General features: G+C 60.0%; 25 protein-coding genes and 1 pseudogene. 9 read left to right on the plus strand and 17 right to left on the minus strand.

Annotated features, from left to right (window positions below; translation table 11 throughout):
- Positions 1-141 precede the first annotated feature (141 nt).
- The 3 genes from JWQ24_RS23355 (at position 142) to JWQ24_RS23365 (ending at position 3,911) form a co-directional block, all read left to right on the plus strand.
- Positions 142-2,187, plus strand: coding sequence for a molybdopterin-dependent oxidoreductase (locus JWQ24_RS23355; protein WP_299813170.1), 2,046 nt, complete (start codon positions 142-144; stop codon positions 2,185-2,187).
- Entirely contained in the window at positions 2,184-3,197 is a 1,014-nt protein-coding gene (locus JWQ24_RS23360; RefSeq protein ID WP_299813172.1) for an NAD(P)/FAD-dependent oxidoreductase, read from the plus strand. The genes JWQ24_RS23355 and JWQ24_RS23360 overlap by 4 nt, the downstream gene beginning before the upstream one ends.
- 72 nt (positions 3,198-3,269) lie before the next feature.
- Positions 3,270-3,911: a methylated-DNA--[protein]-cysteine S-methyltransferase gene (locus JWQ24_RS23365; RefSeq protein ID WP_299813351.1), complete on the plus strand. Its 642-nt coding sequence runs from the start codon at positions 3,270-3,272 to the stop codon at positions 3,909-3,911.
- Positions 3,912-4,369: 458 nt separating this feature from the next.
- On the opposite strand, the gene JWQ24_RS23370 is transcribed toward JWQ24_RS23365, so the two are convergent.
- From JWQ24_RS23370 to JWQ24_RS23425, 12 genes are all read right to left on the minus strand, one after another.
- Complete coding sequence (locus tag JWQ24_RS23370) at positions 4,370-4,888, minus strand: ester cyclase (RefSeq protein WP_366521462.1); 519 nt, start codon at positions 4,886-4,888, stop codon at positions 4,370-4,372.
- A 100-nt stretch (positions 4,889-4,988) separates the two neighbouring features.
- Positions 4,989-5,597, minus strand: a complete 609-nt coding sequence (locus JWQ24_RS23375; protein WP_299813174.1) for a hypothetical protein — start codon at positions 5,595-5,597, stop codon at positions 4,989-4,991.
- Entirely contained in the window at positions 5,594-6,121 is a 528-nt protein-coding gene (locus tag JWQ24_RS23380; RefSeq protein ID WP_299813176.1) for a methylated-DNA--[protein]-cysteine S-methyltransferase, read from the minus strand. The genes JWQ24_RS23375 and JWQ24_RS23380 overlap by 4 nt, the downstream gene beginning before the upstream one ends.
- 39 nt (positions 6,122-6,160) lie before the next feature.
- Complete coding sequence (locus JWQ24_RS23385) at positions 6,161-6,910, minus strand: 2OG-Fe(II) oxygenase (RefSeq protein WP_299813179.1); 750 nt, start codon at positions 6,908-6,910, stop codon at positions 6,161-6,163.
- On the minus strand, positions 6,907-7,479 hold the full coding sequence (locus JWQ24_RS23390; protein ID WP_299813182.1) for a methylated-DNA--[protein]-cysteine S-methyltransferase: 573 nt from the start codon (positions 7,477-7,479) through the stop codon (positions 6,907-6,909). The genes JWQ24_RS23385 and JWQ24_RS23390 overlap by 4 nt, the downstream gene beginning before the upstream one ends.
- Before the next feature lie 150 nt (positions 7,480-7,629).
- Positions 7,630-7,881 (minus strand): hypothetical protein, encoded by a 252-nt coding sequence (locus JWQ24_RS23395; protein WP_299813185.1) that lies wholly within the window; start codon positions 7,879-7,881, stop codon positions 7,630-7,632.
- A 153-nt stretch (positions 7,882-8,034) separates the two neighbouring features.
- Entirely contained in the window at positions 8,035-8,685 is a 651-nt protein-coding gene (alkB, locus tag JWQ24_RS23400) for a DNA oxidative demethylase AlkB (RefSeq protein WP_299813188.1), read from the minus strand.
- A 23-nt stretch (positions 8,686-8,708) separates the two neighbouring features.
- Positions 8,709-9,515 carry a DUF72 domain-containing protein gene (locus tag JWQ24_RS23405; protein ID WP_299813191.1) on the minus strand — a complete coding sequence of 269 codons (807 nt, stop codon included), beginning with the start codon at positions 9,513-9,515 and terminating at the stop codon, positions 8,709-8,711.
- A gap of 61 nt (positions 9,516-9,576) precedes the next feature.
- A complete protein-coding gene (locus JWQ24_RS23410) occupies positions 9,577-10,218 on the minus strand; it encodes a DNA-3-methyladenine glycosylase (protein WP_299813194.1) in 642 nt (213 codons plus the stop codon).
- A complete protein-coding gene (locus JWQ24_RS23415; RefSeq protein ID WP_299813196.1) occupies positions 10,215-10,904 on the minus strand; it encodes a CDP-alcohol phosphatidyltransferase family protein in 690 nt (229 codons plus the stop codon). Before JWQ24_RS23415 ends, JWQ24_RS23410 begins: the two co-directional genes overlap by 4 nt.
- 59 nt (positions 10,905-10,963) lie before the next feature.
- Positions 10,964-12,064, minus strand: coding sequence for a bifunctional DNA-binding transcriptional regulator/O6-methylguanine-DNA methyltransferase Ada (ada, locus tag JWQ24_RS23420; RefSeq protein ID WP_299813357.1), 1,101 nt, complete (start codon positions 12,062-12,064; stop codon positions 10,964-10,966).
- Positions 12,065-12,226: 162 nt separating this feature from the next.
- A complete protein-coding gene (locus tag JWQ24_RS23425) occupies positions 12,227-12,754 on the minus strand; it encodes an adenylyltransferase/cytidyltransferase family protein (protein WP_299813199.1) in 528 nt (175 codons plus the stop codon).
- 201 nt (positions 12,755-12,955) lie between these two features.
- On the opposite strand from JWQ24_RS23425, the gene JWQ24_RS23430 reads away from it, so the two are divergent.
- The 5 genes from JWQ24_RS23430 (at position 12,956) to JWQ24_RS23450 (ending at position 18,947) form a co-directional block, all read left to right on the plus strand.
- The gene (locus JWQ24_RS23430; protein ID WP_299813202.1) at positions 12,956-13,966 is read left to right on the plus strand and encodes a hypothetical protein; all 1,011 of its coding nucleotides are present in this window, start codon (positions 12,956-12,958) and stop codon (positions 13,964-13,966) included.
- 169 nt (positions 13,967-14,135) lie between these two features.
- A complete protein-coding gene (locus JWQ24_RS23435; RefSeq protein ID WP_299813205.1) occupies positions 14,136-15,242 on the plus strand; it encodes a DUF3800 domain-containing protein in 1,107 nt (368 codons plus the stop codon).
- 114 nt (positions 15,243-15,356) lie between these two features.
- On the plus strand, positions 15,357-16,949 hold the full coding sequence (locus JWQ24_RS23440) for an AAA family ATPase (RefSeq protein WP_299813208.1): 1,593 nt from the start codon (positions 15,357-15,359) through the stop codon (positions 16,947-16,949).
- Positions 16,936-18,021: a UvrD-helicase domain-containing protein gene (locus JWQ24_RS23445; protein WP_299813211.1), complete on the plus strand. Its 1,086-nt coding sequence runs from the start codon at positions 16,936-16,938 to the stop codon at positions 18,019-18,021. The genes JWQ24_RS23440 and JWQ24_RS23445 overlap by 14 nt, the downstream gene beginning before the upstream one ends.
- Positions 18,022-18,125: 104 nt before the next feature.
- Positions 18,126-18,947, plus strand: coding sequence for a DUF4917 family protein (locus JWQ24_RS23450; protein ID WP_299813213.1), 822 nt, complete (start codon positions 18,126-18,128; stop codon positions 18,945-18,947).
- Positions 18,948-19,186: 239 nt separating this feature from the next.
- Here the strand turns inward: JWQ24_RS23450 and JWQ24_RS23455 are convergent.
- The 5 genes and pseudogenes from JWQ24_RS23455 to JWQ24_RS23475 all read right to left on the minus strand — a co-directional run bounded on the left by JWQ24_RS23455 (position 19,187) and on the right by JWQ24_RS23475 (position 22,537).
- A pseudogene (locus JWQ24_RS23455) lies at positions 19,187-20,088 on the minus strand (SDR family oxidoreductase).
- Between the two features lie 55 nt (positions 20,089-20,143).
- Positions 20,144-20,884, minus strand: coding sequence for an SDR family oxidoreductase (locus JWQ24_RS23460; RefSeq protein ID WP_299813216.1), 741 nt, complete (start codon positions 20,882-20,884; stop codon positions 20,144-20,146).
- A 178-nt stretch (positions 20,885-21,062) separates the two neighbouring features.
- Positions 21,063-21,512, minus strand: a complete 450-nt coding sequence (locus tag JWQ24_RS23465) for an ester cyclase (protein WP_299813218.1) — start codon at positions 21,510-21,512, stop codon at positions 21,063-21,065.
- 417 nt (positions 21,513-21,929) lie between these two features.
- The gene (locus JWQ24_RS23470; protein WP_299813221.1) at positions 21,930-22,316 is read right to left on the minus strand and encodes a hypothetical protein; all 387 of its coding nucleotides are present in this window, start codon (positions 22,314-22,316) and stop codon (positions 21,930-21,932) included.
- The gene (locus JWQ24_RS23475) at positions 22,313-22,537 is read right to left on the minus strand and encodes a hypothetical protein (protein ID WP_299813224.1); all 225 of its coding nucleotides are present in this window, start codon (positions 22,535-22,537) and stop codon (positions 22,313-22,315) included. The genes JWQ24_RS23470 and JWQ24_RS23475 overlap by 4 nt, the downstream gene beginning before the upstream one ends.
- A 193-nt stretch (positions 22,538-22,730) precedes the next feature.
- Here JWQ24_RS23475 and JWQ24_RS23480 point away from each other — a divergent pair, with 193 nt between their 5' ends.
- Positions 22,731-23,108: a hypothetical protein gene (locus tag JWQ24_RS23480; RefSeq protein WP_299813227.1), complete on the plus strand. Its 378-nt coding sequence runs from the start codon at positions 22,731-22,733 to the stop codon at positions 23,106-23,108.
- The last annotated feature ends 100 nt before the right edge of the window (positions 23,109-23,208 follow it).

A 23,208-nucleotide genomic window follows, 5' to 3' on the forward strand; every position in this document is an offset into this window, starting at 1 on the left:
CCGACCACGGATTCACCAGCGACCGAGACTTCGACGCATTGCGCCCGGTGGTGGCACCACCGTCATGTCGCCGACCGGCTCTGTGCGCCTTCTTCGAATTAATGCAACGCGTGCCGCAAGCCAGCAGAGGTGGAGAAAAACATGTCGATTCAAGACATCGTCAAAACGACATGCCCAAGAGATTGCTACGACGCCTGCGGGATCGCCGTAGTCCGCAAGGATGGCAAGATCGCGAAGGTGCTCGGCGATCCGGACCATGCCGTGTCGGAGGGGCGTCTCTGCGGAAAGTGCGCCATCGCTTACAACGGCGTGTGGCGTGACGAGAAGGCGAGGCTCAGTCGTCCGCTTCGGCGCATCGGAGCCAAGGGCGATGGACTCTTCGAACCCATTTCCTGGGACGAGGCGCTGAAACTGATCGCCGAGCGCTTCAAAGACATCATTGCCGAAGCGGGCGACGGCCGCCCGATCGTTCAGACGCACTATACGGGAACTGTAGGACTGATCGGAGGATGGTTTCCGTCACGCTTCTTCAACCGGCTCGGCGCGACTGAGGTCGATCCCGACACCGTTTGCAACAAGGCGGGCCATGCCGCCCTTGAACTGACCTTCGGGGACTCTCTCCATGCGTTCGATCCCCGCACGATCAGGGACTCAAAGACGCTGCTGATCTGGGGCGCCAATCCGTCGCACTCGGCTCCCCACCAGGACAGGGTGTTCGTGAAGAAGGCTCGCGCAGCGGGCACCAAGGTGATCGTCGTGGATCCGATCGGTCACGGTACCGCCGCCGCGGCGGATCTTCACCTCAAACTCGCCCCTGGCACTGACGCGCTGCTGGCATTCGCATTCCTGCACGTGATGCAGGAACATGGCCTGGTCGATAGCGATTTCCTCGAACGACACGTCCACGGCGCCGATGCGCTGCTGCCCGGAATAGCGCAAAGCACGCCGGCGCGGGCAGCGGCCCTGACCGGCGTTCCGGAGGAGACGATCGTGGAGGCCGCGCTCGCCTACGGAAACGGCCCTTCGCTTTTGTGGCTGGGACAAGGCGTGCAGCGCCAACCGAGCGGCGGAAACGTCTTCCGCGCGTTGTCGGCGCTGGTTGCCTTCTCGGGTAATCTCTCCAAGCCAGGTGCGGGTTTCCTGTACATGAACGGTGCCGGCGGACGCGGCGTCGACATGTCCACGGTGATTTGTCCCGAGCTCGCGGTCGGCGGCACCGGCATGGTGAGCCACATGGATTTCGCCCAGGTTCTCGCCGACCCGGCGAGATCGCGTGCGCTGGTCAACTGGAACAACAATCCCGCGGCCTCCTCTCCGCAGCAGGCTCAGCTTCGGAAGGCTCTGAAGCGGGAGGACCTGTTCCATGTCGCGGTCGATCTCTTTCACACCGACACCACCGCGTATGCCGACGTCGTGTTGCCCGCCGCCAGCTTTTTGGAGTGCGACGATCTCGTCCTGTCCTATTTCGACCTGACGCTATCCGCTCAGGTGAAGGCCGGCGAGCCGCTCGGGGAAGCACTGCCGAATTCGGAGATATTCAGGCGGCTCGCGGCGGCCATGGGGTTCACGGAACCCGCACTGTTCGAAAGCGACGACGCTCTCATTGAGAGACTTCTGGAGCAGACCGCATTCAAAGGCGGCTTCGCCGATCTTGCGAAGAAGGGGACCGTGACGCTGTTCGCCGAGCCACGTCTCCAGTTCGAAGGCGGCAGTTTCGCCACACCGTCTGGGCGTATCGAGCTTTCAAGTTCGCGCGCGGCCGATCTCGGACTTTCCGCCTTTCCTACGCCGCATGCGGACGCGCCGCCCGCGCCCGGCCGAATCCGAATCCTTTCCCCGGCGTCCATGTGGCAGATGAATTCAAGCTACGGGAACGACGAGACGATCAAGAAGCGTCTCGGCCCGCCCGCGGTGCAGCTGCATCCGGATGACGCAGCCCGCAACGGCCTCGTCGCCGGCGACACCGTCAAGCTCAGCAACGCCAGCGGGCAACTCGAACTGGTGGTCGAGATTTCCGCGATGACCCAACCGGGGGTGGGTGTGGTCTACAAGGGCCGGTGGCCGAGCAGTGCCCCCGACGACGCGAACGTCAATATCCTGGTTTCGGACCGGAAGAGCGATTTCGGGGAAAGCACCACGGTCCACGCCGCTGAAGTCGACATTCTCCGGATGGGGACCTGCCGATGAGTATTACCGAGGCCGACGTTGCGGTGATCGGCGCAGGTCCGGTCGGTCTGTTCGCCGTGTTCGCGCTCGGCCAGGTTGGCCTCAACGCAGTGGTGGTCGACGCTCTGAGCGAGGCCGGCGGGCAATGCGCCGCCCTTTTTCCGGAGAAACCGATCTACGACATCCCGAGCCGGCCGGACATCACCGGAGCGGCATTGGTCGAGGCGCTTCTAACCCAAGCGCGGCCGTATGCTCCGGATTTCCGGCTGGGACGTCGCGCCGTTTCGATTTCAGATATGGACGGCGCATTCGAAATCGCCCTCTCGGATGGTTCGTGGCTCCGCGTGAAGGCAGTCGTCATCGCGACCGGTGGAGGCGCATTCGGCCCCAGTCGGCCGCCGCTGGCGGGGCTGGACGCCTTTGAGGGGCAATCGGTCTTCTACTCGGTGCCGGTCCCTGCCCGCTTCACTGGGAAGCACGTGACGATCGCGGGCGGCGGGGACTCCGCGGCCGATTGGGCGGTCCATCTCGCGGAAATCGCAGCCTCGGTGACCGTTGTCCACCGCAGGCCAACGTTTCGAGCGGCCGATGCGACCGTCGCTGCCATGGCCCGCCTTGTCGAGGAAGGCAAGATCCGCGTCGTGGCTCCGGGAACACTCGCCGGGCTGGAAGGGGAAGGCACCACGCTGCACGCTGTTCGGATCGATCGTCCCGGCAGCGAACTGCTGAGAGTGCCGGCCGACGCACTTCTCTGCTTCTACGGTTTCGCGAAGGACGTCTCAGCCCTTTCCGCGTGGGAAGTCGGTGCACACCGTGAAGGCATTCCGGTCGATCCCCGCACGTATGCCACGCAACGCACGGGAATCTTCGCCATTGGTGACATCGCGCACTACCCCGGAAAGCTCAAATTGATCTTGACTGGCTTCGCGGAGGCCGCCGCGGCCGCCCACGCTGCGCGCCAGCACATCCTGCCGGGTCGCAATTTTCATTTCGAGCATTCTACTTCGAAAGGGGTGCCGTCGAAGCCGTGACGCCGCGGCCATGCCGACAGTTCGGCGGCAACAAACGGAGTGTTCGCGCGAAGGCCTCCCCGTACATCGGTGATGCGCCGCCGCGCGCAGTGTATCGCCTTCAAGACGCGCGCACCGCGTGGCGGCTCCGGCAAATCACGCCTGCAGCAAGGCCCGACGGAGTTGAATCGAATGGACAACAATGCGGAATTCGCTTCCCAGACTTCATACGTGAATGAATATCTGCACTTCATATCGGTCGAATCGTCTCTTGGCTTCGTCTTGACCGCGATCACGCCGCGGGGGCTGCGCGCCGTCTTTCTCGGCGACACGCGCGAGGAGTTGGAGCAGGATCTCCGACGGGAATTTCCCTGGAGCAAGCCTGAATACAACCATTATGGCCTGGAAGGCATCGGCGCCCAGATCGTCAAATGCGTCGAGACGCCACGGCTCGATTTCAGCCTTCCGTTCGACATCATCGGGACGTCCTTCCAACTGGAAGTATGGCGGACGCTTAGATCCATCCGGGCCGGAAAAACCGCAACGTACTCCGAAATCGCAGAGCGCATCGGTGCGCCTGGCCAAGAACTTTCGGTAGCCCAAGCCTGCCTGACGAATCGGCTTGCTGTTGCAATTCCGTGCCATCGCGCTGTCGGCGACGATGGCGACATCGGCGTGTACCGTTGGGGTCTGGAACGCAAAAAAGCTTTGCTGCAGGCCGAAGCCGACGTTTAGACTACCCCTGTGCCTGCTCGGGGCGCTCGCCCCGCGCAGCATAGCGTATCACCGACGCAGTGAACTGCCCCAACCGTCAATAGCGGAACTTTCTCACGAATCAGGGATCGCTACGTGAGGTGCCAATTTCGGATCCGGTGTGGGATCGCCCTGCGAGAGACGTATCGGAATTGCGCGCGCCTATCTGTCAGAAGCACAGTCGTCATTATCGTCGCCCGGCATTGTGTCGTTCACTCTGGCGGCGACTTCGTCTAGACGAAGACGAATGACCTTCGTCGTCTTCCGTTCCTTCTCGCTTGGCTGGCTCGCGTAACTCCATAGGCCAGGAGCGAGCCGAACCTCGCCGCTCGGAGCCGCGAGCGATTGAGTATCGCCGCTCCTCAGGCTTTGCGATAACTCAATTGCGGGACGCGAACCCCCGACTGCAGAAATGGATTCCTCAGATGCAAATCGCCGTCTCAGCTTGCTTTCAGCGGACGGTAACGAGCGAAATTTTCCTGATTGCTTGACCACTCTTCGGGGGTCGCGGGTCGCATCAACCCCAACTGCGTCATCGCAGCCACACCGTCGAACAATATCTGTTCCCGCTCGATCCTGCCGTTTCTCACTGTCAGCACCGTCGTGCCCGAAATCCACATCTTCCGCCCCGAGTGCTCGCGAAGGAGCCTCGTCGCGAAATCGCCCATGGCTTTTCCAGTATGGGTGCCGCCGCCTTCCCAACGGACGACGACGAGATCGCCTTCAGCGATCATGTCCCCGACGGGACGGAAGCAGAGATCGGGGAATGCGGCCCGATACTCGGACATGAAGAGTCTCATATCGAGATGGCCTGCTCGCGTACGATGCAGCGAGGGCACCATGTGGATGGCGGGAGCGGCGAGTTCGGCGACGATGCCTTCGTTGTAGGTCTCGCCCCAGTATTCGTCGAACCAGCGCGTGATGATGATCTTGTTGTATTGTTCGCGGAGGATGCACATGCTCGGTCCTGACAGTTTGTTCGGTCCTGTCATTCTACTGGAGCGGCCACCCGGCACACTCCGTTCTCTGCCCTTGAATTCGGAGCGGGTGCCGTTCCGCCTACCAGCCCGGATACAGCGCGACGAGGATGCCCCAGTCTGCAAGGACGCCGCTTCGGCGCATCTCGCCCACCGCGTCGACGGCGTGCCACGTGCATGGCACACGACGGAGCCAACGATTGTCCTTGCCGCTGCGATAGAGCCAGACGATCGTCGCGGCGAACATCTGCTGCGCGGGCGACATCGCCCGGTAATCGGATCGCCACGTTTCCATGGCGAAGGCATCCACCGCATCGACATGGTAGTCGTACCCAGTGGGTCGGATCGCCTGGTGATGGCGCCCGGGCCCCCCTTCGCAGAACAAGGCCGTCAAGGCGAAGCGTTCGATCGACGCGCGAAGGTGATCGTTGAACGGCGCCCCGCCCGGCACGGTCTTCGGAGCAGTCGCCCCGGTCAGGTTTATGAAGATCCGAGCCTCGGTTTCGTCCATGTCGAAACGGTTCAGGACAAGTCGGGTCAGGCGATATTCGGGAAACACCTCCTTCGCTTCGACAGAATCGGAGGATGACAAGGACAGTAGAGTTCGGACACTATCGCTGCCGGCGCCACTTAGGATTATGTCCGCCTCGGAAGCGATGGCAGTCCCGCCCGGGGGATCAGCGATGGTCATATCATCAGATCCCGCCACGGCGAATGGTTGTGCTGCTCCCTTCCGAGGAGGCTACGCTTCCGACGAACACCCCAGCGATATCCCGAGATGGAGCCGTCCTTCTTGATAACGCGGTGGCACGGAATGAGGATCGCGATCGTATTCGAACCAATTGCCTCGGTGACATCGCGGGCGTCACTCGTTCCGAGCTTGGCCGCCAGTGCGCCGTAGCTGGTCGTCTCTCCAGCCGGGATTTCCAACAGCATGTTCCAGACCTTCTTCTGGTAGTCGCTGCCCCGCATATCGAGCGCGATCGCCGCATCCTGTTTGGGGTAGTCCACGATGCATTTGAGCCGCTCGACCGTCCCCGCCAGGCCATCTTGGTCGTTCACGACGGAGGCGCCCGGCAGGCGACTTTCCCGCGCGTTCAACATGGCCGTCCGGTTTTCGCCGAACTCAAAAGCCAGCAGGCCAACGCCGGATACGGCTGCGATGAATTCGCCGAGGGAGCTTACTCCCCAAGCATATCGGATTTGTTCTTGCATATCTGTACTCTCTGCGGTGTCGACCGATCTCAGCAATCGCTATTTAGCGTCGTGAAAGATAATGCCGACGGTATGGCGCAATCCGGAGCGGACTCGGCTGACGCCGTGCCGGAGGTTCACCCGGTAGTTGCCCTTGCTGCCCTGAACGGGCCGATTATGGACGGCGAATGCCACGGCATCGCCTTGGCGCAGCGGGACGACCTCGGCGCGGCTCTGCATGCGGGGCCGCTGTTCGGTCAGTACGAACTCGCCGCCGGTGAAATCCTTTTCCGGCTCGGAAAGGAGGATCGCCACCTGGAGCGGAAACGCAAGATCGCCGTACAAATCCTGATGCAGGCAATTGAAGTCACCCGGCACGTATTGAAGGAGCAGTGGTGTCGGACGGGTCTGTCCCGCTTCATGGCACTGCTCGAGGAACGCGGCGTGCTTGTCGGGATACCGAACCTCGATCCCCATCCGACCGTTCCACTCGTTTGCGATGCCGGCAAGCCGCGGATAGAGCGCCGTCCGGAGACTACCGAGAAGGTCAGGAAGCGGATACTTGAAATATTTGTACTCGCCCTTTCCGAAGCCGTGGCGCGCCATATGGACGTGGCTGCGGAACTGGCCTTCCTCGGGATAGAGACCCGCGATCCGCCGGCACTCGTCCGGGGACAGGAGTTGGCGGATCACCGTGCAACCGAAGCCGCTCAATTCGTCGGAGAGGTCTTTCCAGTCGTATCCGGCGACGCGGGCCTCCGCGGACTTTGCCGCGGAGGCGGGCGTCGTGACTGCAGCGGTGGTCTTCATGCCTTGGCTTCCTTGTCGATCAGGGACCGCTTGAGTTCCACGCCCCAGCGATAGCCGGAGATCGTGCCGTTGCTTCGGACGACGCGATGGCACGGGATGCCGAGAGCGATCGCGTTCGCGGCACAGGCGCCAGCGACGGCGCGCGCACCGTTCGGCTCGCCGATGCGGCATGCGAGGGCCGCATAGGTGATCGTCGCCCCGTATGGGATCGAAAGGAGCGCGTCCCATACGCGCCGCTGGAATAGCGTTCCGTGACGCATGTCGAGCGGGAGCGTGAATCCGTCGGTCGGATGCTCGAGATACTGCGCGACCTTCTCGAGCTCGTCGTTGAGTTGCGACCCGGTCCATGTCAATTTTCTGTCCGGAAAGCGCGCCTTGAGATCGCTCCGGAGTGCTTCTTCGTCCGCGCCGATCAGGACGGCGCAGATGCCGACGATGGTGCGTCCAATGAGGATCTTGCCCGCGCTGCTGTCTCCGATCGAGAAAACGATATCGTGCGAGGCGACTGCGTCTGGATTGGTCGCGGGCGGGAGGGATCGTGAAAGTGTGTCTGTATCAGCCATGTACATCTTCGTCACTCCTTGGTTCGTTGCTGTTTCGAACGTAGGGGCGATGTACGTGGCCTTCACTCCGGTCCTTGCTTTCAAAAAGATTTGCTCGCACGGACACTAGCTTCGTGCGCAGGGATTCGCGCATCGGCCATCTTGTGATCAGCCGTGTCACATGACGCGCGTGATCGTCGTCTCAGCGAGGAGAAATACCTCGCCCGACACGAAGCGCAGTTCGACTTCATCATTTGCGAGCATGCGCCATTCTGCGAAGCCGTCGCTGACGAGTTGGCTAAGATATTTCATCACCAGCGACTTCGCGGAGTCGTGGCGAAATCGCTTCGGAAGGCCGACGAGAGTCGCCGCCGTACCGCACGATTTTTCACGCCTTGTTTTGGCGTCCCGCTCGCCGATCGCAGACATCGAATGGAAACCTTCATTATATCGGCAGGATCGGCCTGAAATTGCTCTGCGGCTCCTAAGACACGCAACGCGGAAACCGCACAATTAATGAAAGGAACACGGCACCGGTTTTGCAGCACTCCGGATACTGTCTTCAAATCCGAAGCGCGCCGCTCACAATGCCCCACGAAAGGTAAGATTCAGCCGCATCCGCCCGACGGTCCCGTGCTCGCCGTCCTTCAATTTGGGAACTCCGTGGTAGCGGAGCCGGGACGGTCCTCCCCACACGGCGACATCGCCGTGCCGCAGCGCGAACTTCCGGACGGGATCATTCCGCTTCAAGCCTCCGAACTGGAAGGTCGCGGGAAGACCCAATGAAACCGAAACGATAGGATTCGCGAAATCGCGCTCGTTCTTGTCCTGGTGCAAAGAGAGCCGTGCTCCTGGTTCGTAGCGATTGATCAGGCAGGCATCAGGCATGAAATCCGGATATCCCGCCTCCGTAGCCGCGGAAACCGCGAGATCGAGGAAGCTGGCCGGCATCACCGGCCACGGCTGTCCGCTTTCCGGATCCAAGGCGTCGTATCGATATCCAGTCCGGTCCGTCACCCAGCCTGCGGCGCCGCAGTTGGTCATGGCGACGGACATGACGTAGCCGCCGGGCGTGACCATGTGCCGGAAGGGCGACCGGGTCGCGATCGTCTGGATCGCGGTCAAAATATCCGTTTCATACGGGAGGGCTGCACCGCGCAGGAGCATCGCACCGTCCGCCATGACCTCCCGGGGAGGGTTGGGAGGAATGATCAAGTCGAAGAGGTCGCTCATCAGCTATTCGTCCTGCATTGCCGTCACGCGACGCGCTTCGACAGCGACATCGCCGCTTCCGGATTGGCGACTTTGTGGCCACTGATGACGTAGAGGTAGACGTCGCGCGGGCTCCCGTCGTGTTGCACCGGCTCGACGCGGGCGAGGCCGTCGGGCGTGCCGCCCGATGCCCAGGTCCGGGCCCTCTCCGCCCACAAGTCCAAGGCCGACTCCGGATAGCCCAGCGGCTGTCCCTCCTGCGTCCCCATGATGCGGGCGTAGACGAACGGCGCGGTGACGTCGGCAATCAGGGGGTGCTGGGAGTCGGCAGCCAATACGACGGCAACGCCATACCTGCGGACGAGAGTTACGAACTCCGGCGACAGGAAGCTTTCGTGGCGAACCTCGACCGCGTGCCGCAGCGCGATGCCGCCGGCTTCATTCGGAAGCAGTTTCAGGAATTCCTCGAAGTCCTCGGGATCGAATTTCTTCGTCGGCATGAATTGCCAATTGGTAGCACCCAGCTTGTGCTTCAATTCCAAGACCCCGCCCGAGAAGAAGCGCTGGATCGTCTCGCCCGCATCCGCGAGGACCTTGCGGTTGGTCGCATATCGCGGCGCTTTCAGCGAAAAGACAAAATCGTCGGGCGTTTCTTCAAACCATTTTGCGAAGCTCTCGGGCTTCTGCGCGCCGTAGTACGTGCCGTTGATCTCGATCGAAGAGAGCCGGCGGCTCGCATACTCGAGCTCCCATTTTTGGGGGTGCTTCTCGGGGTAGAACACGCCGCGCCATGGCTCATAGGTCCATCCCCCGATGCCGGTCCGAATGATGCCGCTGCTTGTCTTCGCCATGTGCCTCTGAATCCTGCTGGAGTTGCCGTCGGAATGAGATCGTCCGTCTTGCGATATTGGGCTATTTGAGGACGTTGCCGCGATCCCGCGGCATCCGCCAAAGATACCAGGACGCGACGGTCCGATGCGGCGCCCACGCGTTGCTGATCTCGCGCAGCGCCTTGGGCTTCGGCTGCTCTTCCAGCGACTTGAGAGCACGATAGCCCTCGCGAACGCCGAAATCGTCGACCGGCAGAATGTCCATCCGCTCCAGCGAATACATCAGCAGCATCTCGACGGTCCATCGTCCGATGCCCTTGATGGCGACGATCCGCTCGATGAGCTCTTCGTCGCCCATATCGACGGCAATTTCCCTGCGCGGAACGAGGCCCGAAAGCGCTCCTTCGGAGATGGCCTTGATGGTCGCGATCTTGCTGCCTGAAAAGCCGCAGGCGCGCAGCGCGTCGAAATCGGCGGCGACAATATGCTCGGGCGCCGGGAACGGCACGTCGGGGTGCAGCGCCTTAAGCCGGGCGATGATGGCGTCCCCAGCCTTGGCCGTGAGTTGCTGATACCCGATCGCCCTGACCAGCGCTTCGTAGGGCTCGCGTGCGGCCTTCGGATCATGAAGACACGGACCGACAAGCTTGATCAGTGCCGCCCAGTCGCGGTCGAGCTTGCGCAGGAAAGCTACGGATTTTTCGTAACGCGTGAAAGTCTTCATGATTCCCCGTGGAAGACGGCCGACGCCGCGGCGAAGCGCAGCCGGTTGCCAATCGTGAGCAGAAGCAGGATTGCGAAGAGCGGGAGAAGAATGCTGGCGCTATCCGGCAAGGGACCGAGGCAGGCAAGCCAGACGCCGATCGCCCCGACGGCAAGGGCCCGGTCCACTTTCCCGAAAGGGCCTTCGAGACGCCGGGAGCCGCCGAAGGCGTGTCCGACGATTCCGGCAATCTCCGTCACCGCCGTCAGCAGGACCACAGCAGCGATCCATGCTCCCGAGAACGGCGGCAGCCAGACCAGAGGCAAGAACATCGCGATGTCCGAAACGACGTCGCCGACCTCGTTCAGGATGCCTCCCAGTCTGCTCTTCTGACCGAAATCAATCGCGAGTGTGCCGTCGATGGTGGCGAACGCCATGCGGGCCAGCGTCCAGGCCGGAAGTAGTCCCCAGATGGCTTTCCCGTCGGTGTGGACCGAAAGCCAGGAGCCGACAGCGACCGATCCGGCCAGGGATGTAATGGTGACCTGATTCGCGGTGACCCCGACCCGTGCCAGCTTTTCGACGACCGGGTAGAGGGCGCGCTTGAGCAGAGGCTTTAGGGGATCGAGCAAGGTGGCCGCCAGTAACGCCGCGCCCGGCCGGGAACGGCGCTCCGGAGCGAGTGTGATCGATGAGAGCAACGTCATGAATTCCAGTGGACAGAGATAAATACGGGAGCGACAGAGCGCAAGATCGACCTTCGACGTCAGGCGGCGATCATGGTATTGGCGGCCTCCCGATCCAACAGCGTGCGCTTGCGTTCGACGCCCCATGCGTATCCGGAAAGCGAGCCGTCGTTTCTCACGACGCGGTGGCAAGGAATCGCGACCGCCAGATGGTTGGCGGCACAGGCGCCTGCAACGGCACGGACCGCCTTCGGGGATCCGATGCGCTGCGCCACTTCCGCATACGATACGGTCTGGCCGACCGGAATCTGCTGGAGTGCCTGCCAGACGCGCTGCTGGAACGCGGTCCCGCGAACGTCCAAAGGCAGGTCGAGGCCGAGACCGGGCGCTTCGATGAACCCGACGACGCGCGCCACAAGCGCTTCGTAATCGCTGTCGGCCCCGATCAGATGGGCCTTCGGGAAGCGGTCCTGGAGATTTCGCACCAGTTCTTCAGGGTCGTCGCCCAGAAGGATGGACGCCACTCCCTTCTTGCTCGATGCCACCAGAATGGCGCCGAGCGACGTCTGTCCCACCGCGAACAGGATCTGCTCGTTGGCGCCGCCGGCGCGATACTGGGTCGGCGTCATGCCAAGCATGTCCGTCGACTTGGCGTAGAACCGGCCGCTGGAATTGAAACCTGCGTCGTACATCGCTTCGGTCACGCTGTTGCCGGATTCTAGCCCTTGGCGGACCTTCGCGGCCCGGTGCGCCGCGGCGTAGTCCTTGGGGGTGAGACCGGTGGCAGCCTTGAACATCCGATGAAAATAGCTGGCGCTTCGTCCGACCGCGTGGGCAAGGTCGTTCAGCGATGGCTCTTCTTCGCGCTCCTCGATCAAGCGGCACGCCTTCGCGACCAGAGCGGCGTTTTCGCAATCGAGCGACAGTCCGTCCGGATTGCAGCGCTTGCAGGACCTGAAGCCGGTCGCCTTCGCGCTCTCGATCGTGTCGTGTAGCTGGACGTTCTTGGGATTGGCGGTCCGCGAAGGGCAGGACGGACGGCAGTATACGCCGGTCGTTGCTACCGAGTACCACAAATGGCCATCGGCGGTCTTGTCGCGAGAAAGAATGCGGGCCCATCGCGGATCATCTACCACGCTCAAGCGGGCTTTCTTCGGAGTAAGTGATTGGATTGGGGCCATGTCATTTCGATTCATCATCAGTGATGTGGAATTAGGATGCCGCGAAGGGTGGAAAATGGCACTCCGGTCCTTGCTTTCAAACCGAGACCGATTGGACTCGTCCCGAATCCTGATGGGCCACAGTGGCGGCTGGGACGGCGGCGAGCCACCCGATTTCCGTTTTCATTCCCGCGCCGAACGACTTAGGCGCGCGCCGACATTGGGGGCAGCCTGCGTGAGTCGTCGGGAGGCGTGGATTCCTGCCTGAATGCTCGGCGACAGACCGTCCGCCATCGCGTCGATGTTGTGCAGCGTGCGCCGCAGCTTCTTGCTCGACGTTGAAGATGTGTATCGGAAGTAGACGACGTCCACGCCGACGGCGGCGAAATCCCGTTCCAGGCGGTCGCCCTTGTTCGAGCCGCGCCAGTCGTCTCCCTTGAAGAGCACGTTGAAGCGGAGGTCGCGCCAAATCTCGATCTTGTCGTTCGTCATCGCGGGGTGCGCGGCATCGACAAAGCGGACGTTGCGCACGATTTCAAGGCGTTCAGAGAGAGGGACGACGGGGGTGACGCCCTTGTGCATGGTCAGAACCTCGTCCGAGACCACTCCAGCGATGAGGAAATCGCACATGAGCTTGGCCTCACGGAGAAGATTGAGATGCCCTACGTGAAATAAATCGAAAGCGCCTGGCGCATAGCCGATGCGGATCATGTGGGTCGCCTTCCGGATTTTGTCAGCAATTCGATGAGGCAGACAATCGCAGTTCGGATAGGCAGCAGCGCTCCGCTTCATATTCCGGAATCGCATTGACTTTTGATAGAGCGGCAAACGATCGTTGGCGGAGCCAATTCAACCGTTGACATGCAATACCCGCCATAGTTGAGTTTCCGGACAGGCAACGGGGGTTGGCAAATGAAACGCCGTGATTTTCTCGGATTTTTTGGTGCGGCGCTCGTTGCATCGCCCAATATCTCGTTCGGTCAGGCCGCGGCGCCCTTCTCCGGAACGAAACCGCTCCGAATCGTCGTCATAGCGAACACCTACTATGAGGGAGACGGCCTCATGACAGCCCTGTGCAATAGGATGGCTCGAAACCCCAAACTCGATGTTCCGCGTGATTTAGCATGGCCGCGCAAGGTGCCCCAAGCCGATGCCGACGTCATGCCTAGACCGCGATGTTTGATCGACGCTCATGCCCAAACCGCAAACGCTGCCGCCGTTGTCGAGATTTGGTGCCTTGATGACCTGATGTCGGCCGCAATCTCGCACGGGGCCAGTGACAACAAGGCGAAGGCTATGAAACTGATTACCGATTACGGTGCCACACCAGATGGCGTGGTCGCGTTCGGGACGGCTGGGTATCCCGGAGATATATCCTACGATGGATGCGCCACCATCGGCGGAACGATCTTTATTCGAGATGCGGCGAATGATGGCGGACCTATCCATAGCAACTGGACCTGGCCAGGCCATGTGGGAGTTCTTGTGCCGAGCAGCACGCCCGCGTCATTTTTTTCGAACGTGCTCGCGGACCCCCAAACCGTGACGAAAATCAATTCCCAAATGCTGGAAGTTCCCGTCAATCCGGCGTCTAAACCTCGCCTTGTGATCTCATCGGACGCCGTCGCCATCAGTTCGGTCAATATTCCGAAAGATACCGAGTTCGCGCCCGTCGACCTGAAGGCGATTGCTGCCGCGCAAGCGGCAGGTGCTACAAATATCGCTTCAGTGGAAACGACGCACGGGGTAATCCGTGCGCAATGGCCCGATGCACCGTTCATATATGTAACCGCAATACCCAATCGGGTCGGTCACTTTCAGGACGAGGCGCGAAACAATTACCCCCAAGAGTTTGGCTCGACTCACAACGCCGGAATCGCGCTGAATCACATTATGCCCCATTTCGTAGAAGCCATCGCATAAACGAAATGGCAACTCGTTCTCGCGCCGCAAATCGACGGCCGCGATCTCATTACAACAATAGTGTTGGTCCAGCGAGAATGCACTGTGCGGGCTTTTCGATTTCTGAACCATGCGTAACTTCAGGCTTGGACCCACGTGTCGGTGTGAAAGATGCCTTCGATGTGCACCCATGATAGACGTCAATCAGATACGGGATGCGAACATCGCACTTCATGGGCTAACGAGGGCCGACGAGACATACACTTTCTATTACGACGAGACGAACAACATCCGCCGTCTTCATGTCCGAGCGGACGGCTTGAACGTCAGCGATCCCAAATGCTTCGTGATCGCCGGAGTGGCTCACCGCGGCCCCGTCCGAGACCTTGATCTGGAGGCGCTTCGTGGTCTTCTTCGCATCCAGAAGACCACCAAAGAAATCAAACTCGAGCATGTTGCGAAGGGAGATTTCCTCGAACTTCTGAAGGCCCGCAAGATTGAGATATTTCTGACATGGCTGCTCGACACAGGGCTTTTCATCCATTTCTCGGCACTCGATCCGCTTTATTGGTCCACAGTTGACATCGTCGACTCTATTCTGACGGAGCACGGTGAAAAGAATCTGCTCATGGCCAACCGCATGCTTAAGAATGCACTCTATTCGGTGCTGCGGCAGAATCAGGAAGATACCGTTGAGCTATTCCGGCGATATTCGTATCCGGATGTCGGACGCGAGCGTCGCCGTGCGTTCATCGCGGAGCTACGCCAGCGGCTCGACGTGCGCTACCAGTCGCTCGACGACTTCAGCGCCATGATGCTCAAAGGAGTCCTTCAGATAGCAGAAAAACTCGACGCGCTTCCCTATCTCGAGGAGGAGGCCCCAAACGTGCTGATCGACGGATTTGGGCTCTTTTTCATCGTGCGGATTTGCCTCTTCAAGAACTCGTTCCACATCCTGGATGTCGAAAAGGTTGTTGAAGATTACATCGGCGACCAAGCTTTCGTCGACCGGGATCGTACGCTAAACATTTATCGTTTCGCGATGTCGCATGACGAACCAGGCATACAGATCTCGGATGTGATCGCGGGCCTCTTGGGAAAGTTCTTCTCAATGCTTCAGCGCAACGACATAGAGGATTTGTCCGAGGTCCGCCGCACACTAAGTCCGCAGCAAGTGCGGAATCTCAATCTCTTGAGGCGCCTGCTGGATCGATCCTTCGAGGAAAATCCGGCATTCCTCAATTACGTGATCAGCGAAGAAGACCAGAAGCGCGGTGCGTTCTTCATGGCCGAGTAACCCTTCCGTCGCGCCATTACCGCGAAAGACATACACGGCGGATATATATCGCCGAAGTGCTTGAAACCTCTCGTTGTGGGCGCCACTGTAAGGCCCATCCGGGGGGGGCGATTCGTGTCGATCGAGCGTGTTATTGTTCGCAACTATCGAGCTTTGCGGAACGTGGACGTCACGTTTGGGCCAGGCACCAACATCGTGGTCGGCAACAACGAGACCGGAAAGTCGACGTTGCTCGAGGCGATCAACCTCGCACTCAAGTGCCAGCTCGGTCGCCGGCCAGCAGCTTATGAGCTTCATCCCTTCCTTTTCAACGTAGAAACAGTCGCTGAATTTGTCGCCGCCCACAAGGCGAGGAAGCGATCTCCCCCTCCGGAGATAATGATCGAGCTTTATCTGAAGGAAAGCGACGCTCTCGCCGAACTTCAAGGATCGATCAATACCCTCTCGTTGGATCAGCCCGGCATTAGCCTCTCCATCCGACTCGATGAAAACTTCAAGGCGGAGTATCGGGAATACATCTCTGACCCCGAACATCTGAATAGTATTCCAGTCGAATTCTACGAAATCGTCTGGTTAAGTTTTGCTGGCGATCCCCTCAAGGCGCGAGCGATTCCGTTGAAGTCGGTCCTCATCGATCCAAGTTCGATCTCAAACACGAATGCCGCGAACCGGTACATCCTGGAGATCGTCAGGGACTATCTGGACAAGGCGCAGGCAGTAGATCTCGCGCTGTCCTACCGAAAGATGCGCGATGACTTTGTCAGTGATGGCAGGATCGCCGCTATCAACGAGGATCTCGCAGCCAAGACCGGCATCGTCTCCGACAAGACGTTGTCGGTCGCGATGGACATGACATCCAAAGCCGGGTGGGAATCCGGTGTGCTTCCCCATCTCGACAACATCCCGCTGACGCTTATTGGCAAGGGAGAGCAGAACGCCGTCAAGGTGAAGCTGGCGATGGAGGCCTCGGAGAGATGCGACATTTTCCTCATGGAAGAGCCGGAAAATCATCTTTCGCATACGAACCTCAATCGCCTTATCAACAAGATCATCGAAAAGTCGGCAGGACGGCAGATCATCATTACCACGCACAGCAGCTTCGTGCTCAATAAGCTCGGCGTCGAAAACACTCTGATGTTCAACGGTAAAAATTCCTTCCGACTGAATGACCTTCCCAAGTCGACCGAGTCCTATTTCCGGAAGCTGCCCGGATACGACACGCTGCGCATGATTCTGGCCTCCAAGACGCTGCTCGTCGAGGGGCCTTCCGACGAGCTTATCGTCCAAAAGGCGTTCCTGCAGACCCACGGCCGGCTACCGCTCGAGGCTGGTGTAGAGGTCATTTCCGTGAATTCTCTCGCATTCAAACGGTTTTTGGATATTGCCAGGCTGCTCAAGCTAGAAGTGCGCGTGATTGGCGACAACGACGGAAAATCCGCTGCGAGGGCGCTGTCCTACGCACCATATGCCGCGGACGAGACCATCCAGATCCATATCGGTCAGGACGACTTGCTGCCGACGCTCGAACCTCAGCTTGTCCGAGTAAACGGCCTGGAGAAACTCAATCGCATCCTCGGAAAGCATTTCGCAAACGTGGACGATCTCACCGAATATATGAAGGCTCACAAATCTGAAACCGCTCTAAGACTGTTTGATAGCGATGAACCGATCGACATCCCTGGATACATCCGCAATGCCATCGCCTAATCGCGTGATTCTGGCTTGTGCTGGATCTGGAAAGACCACCAGCATTGTTCGAGACGCCTGTGACGAGGCCGTCATGCGCTCCGTCCTAGTGACCTATACCATCAACGGTGCGGGAGAGCTGTCGAAGGCGGCATATGCGCATGTCGACTCGATACCGCCTGAGATCACGATCAGCACTTGGTACAGCTTTCTCCTTCGCCATTTCGTCCGGCCTTACCAGAACCACCTGTATTCGCCACGCGTCTCGCGAATCAATTTCAAGCGCGGTGTTTCCGCGCGCTATTCGAACGCCAGGGACATTCGTCAGCATTATTTCTCGCGCGAAGGCACGATATATCTGGACAAGGTGTCGAAATTCGCATGTGAGGTAATCAGGCGCACTGGCGGGCTTCCAATCCGCCGCTTCGAGCGCATCTTTGGCCGCTTGTACATCGATGAAAGTCAGGATCTGCAAGGCTTCGATCTTGAGCTTGTAGAGGCGTTGCTCGAATCGAAGGTCGAGATCGTATTGGTCGGCGACCACAGGCAATCAACCTACTCGACGAACGACTCAAGGAAGAATTCAAAATTCTCGCGCGCGAAAATAGTCGATAAATTCTCGGACTGGGAAAAACGCGGGCTTTGCAGCATCGAATATCAGACGGAAAGCCGTAGGTGTGTGCAGGCGATTTGCGATCTCGCCGACAGCTTCTATCCTACGTTTCCGACGACGACTTCGCGCAATTGCGAAGTCACCGGACATGACGGCGTGTTTGCGGTCCAGGAAAGCGACGTCGAACGGTATTTCGCACGCTTCGCTCCCCAGACGCTGCGGTACAACCGGACTCATATCGGCCTTCTCGGGGCGCCGATAAATTTCGGCATCGCGAAAGGCATGACTTTCCACAGGACGCTTATCTATCCACACGGTCCGCTACGGCAATTCCTGAGAACAGGCGATCTTGGCGATGCAGGAGCCCAAATACCGTTGCTCTATGTCGCGGTCACCCGGGCACGTCAGAGTGTTGCGTTTGTCGTGCCCGACGGCTTTCGAGCAAAGGGCATTCCGATCTACCGGCCAGTCGAGGACTGAAAGAAAGTGGTTCGATTGTCGGCAAGTAAACCTCAGCTGATCACTCCAATCCGCCAGATATAATGCAGTCAGGCTGCGTCGGAGCTGGAGATGAGTGTAACAGTATGCCAGAAGTGATCGATTTCAAAACGGCTCTGAACAGTATCGGCGCAGAATCCTGCTCCATTCTGCTCGGCAATGGCTTTTCTCACGACTACTGTGGCTACAGTACGCTGCTTGAGAAAGCAGGACTGGATGCCGGCGAGCCCTGTAGGCGCCTCTTCGATCAGTTGGACACCCCGAACTTCGAGAGAGTCGTTCGCGCGCTCGAAGATGCGAGTACGGTCGAAGCGACTTACGGGCACACACAGCATGCCGCCCGGCTTCTGGCGGATGCCGGGGTTGTAAGAAGAGCTCTAATCAGCGCGATTCAGGCCGCCCATCCGACCCACCTTGACAAAATGAAGGGAGCAATTCCGGCGTGCCTGGAATTCTTGAACCCGTTTCGGAAGATATTCACGACCAATTACGACTTGCTCCTCTATTGGGTCATCATCAAATCCAATGGGAAATTCGGAGACGGGTTCTTCAAGGCAAGAGACGCGGACGGTTTCCGCGGACCGTTCGCGGAGGATCGTCTTTGCAACGTCTACAATATCCACGGCGGCCTTCATCTCTTCAGGCGCAAGGATGGCGAGATCGAAAAAAGGTTGGCGGGAAACGACGGCGGCCTCGAGGCGATTGGGCAAACTATTGCGGACGACCATCGGTATCCCATCTACGTTGCGGAAGGCAGTGCGGAATCGAAACAAAAGCGGATCTGGGACGTCCCCTTATCTCAAGCTCTGTTTTCAACGACTGCAGGAGACCTCGGGCTGCTTCTTCGTCTACGGTTCGTCCGCGAACGAGAACGACGCGCACATCTACAATGCGCTCTTCCGTTCTAGGATCAGCCATCTCTATTTTTGCGTATACGATCAGGCCGATCTGGCTATTTTCGACGGCAGACTTGCAAACTTCCAGAAATCTAACCGTTCCGATGTGCAGTACACCTTCGTGGATGCCAAGAGCGCAGGCGCATGGGGGTAACCCACCTTTACTGGACTTCGTGCGCTTCCCGTGCTGCGCTCCCGGGTAAGCCTCGACTGGCGACGGCCTTACGGCGTTTCCGACACGACCTTCAGGTTCACCCGATATCTGCCGGATGAAGCAAGTTCTCTAGGCCAATGTTGCGATACATCTCCCGACGCATGCGGTCGGCGACACCGTTGACGATCTCGGCTCCATCCTGCGAGGGATCGACATGTACGCGGAACGGTCGCTTCCCGAACGGTGTGTCCACAACCCGGACGATCTCTCGAGCGACGTCGGCTGGATCCGCATCGGCGGGCTCCAGGCGGGCAAGGCCCTTGAGCGCCATATCGGCGATCCCGGCATACGGGCCGTCTTCGTACTCGAACGCGCGGGCCCTATCCGACGGCTTTCCGGAATGGGCAAAATGATTGGTGCCCTTTGTGAAGGCCCCCGGCACCACGATGGTGGTCTCGATGCCCCAGAGAGCCAGTTCGGTCGAATAGGACACCGCCAACGCATCCATCGCCGCTTTGGCGGCGAAGTATGGCGCCAGGAATGGGGGGGCCCGCCGCGCGTCGAGCTCGACCCGACCCAGACCAGCAGGCCTTTGCGCTGCTCGCGCAGGTGGGGAAGCGCCGCCCGGTTGACCCGTTGGGCGCCGAGTACGTTGACGTCATACTGCTGAATGAACTGGTCGGGCATGAACGCCTCGGCGGGGCCGAAAACCATGTGTCCCGCATTATGGACGATGACATCGAGTCGTCCACTGTCCGCGACGATTTGCGCGACACCGGCTTCGGCCGACGCATCGGATTGAACGTCCAGTTCGACCGTACGCAGATCGGCCCCAACCTTGGCGGCCCACGCCGCAGCGGTTGCCACCTGCGGCGCATTGCGCCCTACGGTCTCCCGCATGGAGGCGTATACGATGTAACCAGCCTGGGCCAATGCCTTTGCGGTCATGAGACCGAAGCCCGAGGAGGCGCCGGTGACTAGAATAACTTGCTTGGGCATGACAGGGACCTCTTTGAATTCGCATTTTGGACTGTGGGGCAGGCCTAGGCGGGCGTCAGACGATTCCGCCGTTTGCGCGCAGCGTCTGACCGTTGATCCAGCCACCGTCAGGCCCCGCTAGGAAAGCGACGGCATCCGCGATATCGTCGGGCTGACCGAGGCGTTCCAGGGGCGGTAGTTTCGATAGGCGGTCGATCACTTCCTGTGGCTTTCCATCGAGGAAGAGATTGGTCGCTGTCGGGCCGGGCGCGACGGCGTTCACCGTGATGTCACGACCCCGCAGTTCTTTGGCGAGAATGCTGGTCATGGCTTCCACCGCCGCCTTGGTCGCGGCGTAGACACCGTAGGTCGGCTGCAGCAGGCCGACGACGCTGGACGACAGGTTTACGATCCGGCCGCCGTCGCGCAGCCGCTTCGACGCCTCGCGTAGCGTATTGAACGTGCCCTTGAGGTTGACGGCGACCTGGCGATCGAACAGGACGTCGTCGCTGTCGGCGATGCTCGCGAGCGTCATGATGCCGGCATTGTTGACGAGGACGTCGATACCTCCGAAGTCGCCTTCCGCCACGTCGAACATGCGCCGGACAGCGGCGGGGTCCGAAACATTGGCCTGGATAGCGACTCCTCTGCCGCCAGCCGCTTCTATCTGGGCGACAATGGCCGCGGCGGGCGCGGCGTTGCCCGCATAGTTCACCACTACGGCGAACCCGTCTGCAGAGAGACGCCGAGCGACCGCAGCGCCGATGCCGCCGGATGCCCCAGTCACGATGGCGACTTTGCTTGATGTATAGGTCATGAAACTTGCGCCTTACTTTCCGCCGAGATGGAAAATGAATGTCTGAACTGTCTGGCAGGATTTCTTCGGTGATCGAACGTCAACGATCGAAGTTGAGGCCCGCAGGTCGCTCTGCGGGCCTCAACTATGATCGAGAGTTCGCCGTCGCTTAAGGCAAGCGGGCGGCGGCGCCTCTCGATCAGGCGGCCTTGAACAGGCCGAGCTGCGTGAGGGCTGTGACGCCATCATCGAGGCCGATTTCCTCGACGATCTTTCCATTCACGACCTTCAGGACGGTCGTGCCGGTGAAGCGCATCTTGCGGCCGGTCGCTGCGGGCAACGCACCGATCAGGAAATCGCTGAACGCCGCTCCCGTATGGGTGCCGCCACCTTCCCACTGGCCGACGACGTAGTCGCCTTCCGCGATGAGGTCGGCCGTGGCTCCGAACTGCAAATCCGGAAACGCCGCACGGAAGTCGGTCATGAACGCCTTGATGTCGGAATGGCCGCGGCGCGGTTCATGAAGCGAATACTTCAGCAGCATGTCCGGTGCTGCGATGTCGTCGACGACGTTGAGGTCCACTTTCTCGCCCCAGAAATCGGTGAACCACCGAACGACCACGGCCTTGTTGTCTTCTTCTTTGCTCATTGTTTTTGTCCTGAGTTGATCTCGTTAAGACCATCGACATGAGATCGATGATCCGCGCAGAGACGTAGGCTCCCCGCCATGGTCCAAAACTCCGGTTCTTACCCCGCAATCAAAACCGCACGATCGGCAGCTCGAACCAGAAGAAAAGGGCTCGGAGTGTGTGCGGGCGGAATGCACGAAGCACTCATGAAGCTAGATTGTTCGAATGGATTTCTTCGCGAAACGTCAAAGAAACGGCGGGGGCTCGGACGAGGCGGACGTCACATCCGAACCGACATTTCTAATTGAGGCAGATGCTTTGCCGGGGCGCAGCGTTTGCGATGTGGGAAGTCGGATCGGACCGCTGTCCGGTCGCGGTGACATGCGCGTCCGATAATCGGCCGGCGCCGATCGGTTGTCGCTTCGCAGAACGTTCGGCTACGGGCCGTGCACCAAGCCATCGTCGAGGAGCCGAAAGAAGGGCATCATGGGTCCGACAGGCAAGATTTCAAAGCGGATCGCATTCGTTTTCGCGAACGGCAGGCCACGCAGGAGTGAGGCGGCCTCGTCTAGCGACTCCGCGGCCATCAGCAAGACGACGCCCTTGCCGTCCTTCCGGAACCAGAACTGCTCGACCTTGCCGTTGAGGTACATTTTCATTGTCTCTCGCTCTTCGCTAAGAGCCAACGAGGCCTCCGGCACGGCGGTCGGCTCGGCATATGTCCCGACGGCCATGAACTTGGATGTGTCGCCCGCTTGGGCGCCGGTGCTATGTATAAGCGTCGCGACGATCAAAGCGACGATGCGCCGTGTCGTGCCTCTCATCGTGCGATTTTTCCGAGCTTTTCGGGCTGCGCATTAGCCACGCCGACACGTAAATTCGCTTCAGAAGCCGGATCTGGCCCGGCCTGCAGCATGCCGTCGAGACGGACGGTCAGTTCCGCCCGCGGGGAGGCCGCCGTTCGATCAAGCAACGATCGCAGCTTTGGATGAAGCCCCTCTCCGCGAGCGGCGGCGAAGGCATCGAACTGACGAAAAGAGCTCATGAAATGTCTCCCGCATCTACCAATTTCCGGAGCAGCGTGGCGGACGTTGGAGCGACCGGCACTCCGAATCTTGCGGTCAAACACACATGAGCGGGACAGGCGGCACAGATCTGCAATTTGAGGTCAGGAAACGGAGTGATGTCTTGGGCGGGAGCCAACCTATGTGACTCCGGCAACGAGTAGGAGCACTCACGTGGCAGCAGATCTTCAGGTTCGGCGTCTTTTGAATTTCGAAACCGCCACGGACGGCAGCGCCGTCAGACTCATCGTCGAAGATCTTGCCAGCCAACGGGTCGGCATTGTCTTCACGATCGAGACGGTCACCGCACTGCTGATGACGTTGCCTAAGATGGCCTCCAGCGCCGTGCAGCAGGCTCACGGAGATCCGGCAATGCGAGTCACCTACCCCTTGAGCCAGTTTCAGATCGAACTAAGTCCCGTGGGCACACGGATCCTGACGATCGGAACGCCCGACGGGTTCACCGTCTCGTTCAGCCTCACTGATGAGATCTCCCGAGAACTCGGTGAGGCGCACCTCAAGCAGCCTGATCGGCGGTCGACGAAACATTGATAGCTTTCGTGGCGCATTGCCGGATCATGGTTTCCCGGCCCGTTGGATCGACGGACGCCGCAGCGAATTGGCGGGCCATAACCTCACGGCCGGTCGGGTC

This window comes from Tardiphaga sp. (assembly GCF_028290495.1).
Taxonomy (GTDB): domain Bacteria; phylum Pseudomonadota; class Alphaproteobacteria; order Rhizobiales; family Xanthobacteraceae; genus Tardiphaga.

Coding starts and splice junctions, on each gene's coding strand:
- JWQ24_RS23355 (WP_299813170.1), top strand. CDS start 142: ATGTCGATTCAAGACATCGTCAAAACGACATGCCCAAGAGATTGCTAC.
- JWQ24_RS23360 (WP_299813172.1), top strand. CDS start 2,184: ATGAGTATTACCGAGGCCGACGTTGCGGTGATCGGCGCAGGTCCGGTC.
- JWQ24_RS23365 (WP_299813351.1), top strand. CDS start 3,270: ATGCGCCGCCGCGCGCAGTGTATCGCCTTCAAGACGCGCGCACCGCGT.
- JWQ24_RS23370 (WP_366521462.1), bottom strand. CDS start 4,888: ATGTGCATCCTCCGCGAACAATACAACAAGATCATCATCACGCGCTGG.
- JWQ24_RS23375 (WP_299813174.1), bottom strand. CDS start 5,597: ATGACCATCGCTGATCCCCCGGGCGGGACTGCCATCGCTTCCGAGGCG.
- JWQ24_RS23380 (WP_299813176.1), bottom strand. CDS start 6,121: ATGCAAGAACAAATCCGATATGCTTGGGGAGTAAGCTCCCTCGGCGAA.
- JWQ24_RS23385 (WP_299813179.1), bottom strand. CDS start 6,910: ATGAAGACCACCGCTGCAGTCACGACGCCCGCCTCCGCGGCAAAGTCC.
- JWQ24_RS23390 (WP_299813182.1), bottom strand. CDS start 7,479: ATGTACATGGCTGATACAGACACACTTTCACGATCCCTCCCGCCCGCG.
- JWQ24_RS23395 (WP_299813185.1), bottom strand. CDS start 7,881: ATGTCTGCGATCGGCGAGCGGGACGCCAAAACAAGGCGTGAAAAATCG.
- alkB (WP_299813188.1), bottom strand. CDS start 8,685: ATGAGCGACCTCTTCGACTTGATCATTCCTCCCAACCCTCCCCGGGAG.
- JWQ24_RS23405 (WP_299813191.1), bottom strand. CDS start 9,515: ATGGCGAAGACAAGCAGCGGCATCATTCGGACCGGCATCGGGGGATGG.
- JWQ24_RS23410 (WP_299813194.1), bottom strand. CDS start 10,218: ATGAAGACTTTCACGCGTTACGAAAAATCCGTAGCTTTCCTGCGCAAG.
- JWQ24_RS23415 (WP_299813196.1), bottom strand. CDS start 10,904: ATGACGTTGCTCTCATCGATCACACTCGCTCCGGAGCGCCGTTCCCGG.
- ada (WP_299813357.1), bottom strand. CDS start 12,064: ATGGCCCCAATCCAATCACTTACTCCGAAGAAAGCCCGCTTGAGCGTG.
- JWQ24_RS23425 (WP_299813199.1), bottom strand. CDS start 12,754: ATGATCCGCATCGGCTATGCGCCAGGCGCTTTCGATTTATTTCACGTA.
- JWQ24_RS23430 (WP_299813202.1), top strand. CDS start 12,956: ATGAAACGCCGTGATTTTCTCGGATTTTTTGGTGCGGCGCTCGTTGCA.
- JWQ24_RS23435 (WP_299813205.1), top strand. CDS start 14,136: ATGATAGACGTCAATCAGATACGGGATGCGAACATCGCACTTCATGGG.
- JWQ24_RS23445 (WP_299813211.1), top strand. CDS start 16,936: ATGCCATCGCCTAATCGCGTGATTCTGGCTTGTGCTGGATCTGGAAAG.
- JWQ24_RS23450 (WP_299813213.1), top strand. CDS start 18,126: ATGCCAGAAGTGATCGATTTCAAAACGGCTCTGAACAGTATCGGCGCA.
- JWQ24_RS23460 (WP_299813216.1), bottom strand. CDS start 20,884: ATGACCTATACATCAAGCAAAGTCGCCATCGTGACTGGGGCATCCGGC.
- JWQ24_RS23465 (WP_299813218.1), bottom strand. CDS start 21,512: ATGAGCAAAGAAGAAGACAACAAGGCCGTGGTCGTTCGGTGGTTCACC.
- JWQ24_RS23470 (WP_299813221.1), bottom strand. CDS start 22,316: ATGAGAGGCACGACACGGCGCATCGTCGCTTTGATCGTCGCGACGCTT.
- JWQ24_RS23475 (WP_299813224.1), bottom strand. CDS start 22,537: ATGAGCTCTTTTCGTCAGTTCGATGCCTTCGCCGCCGCTCGCGGAGAG.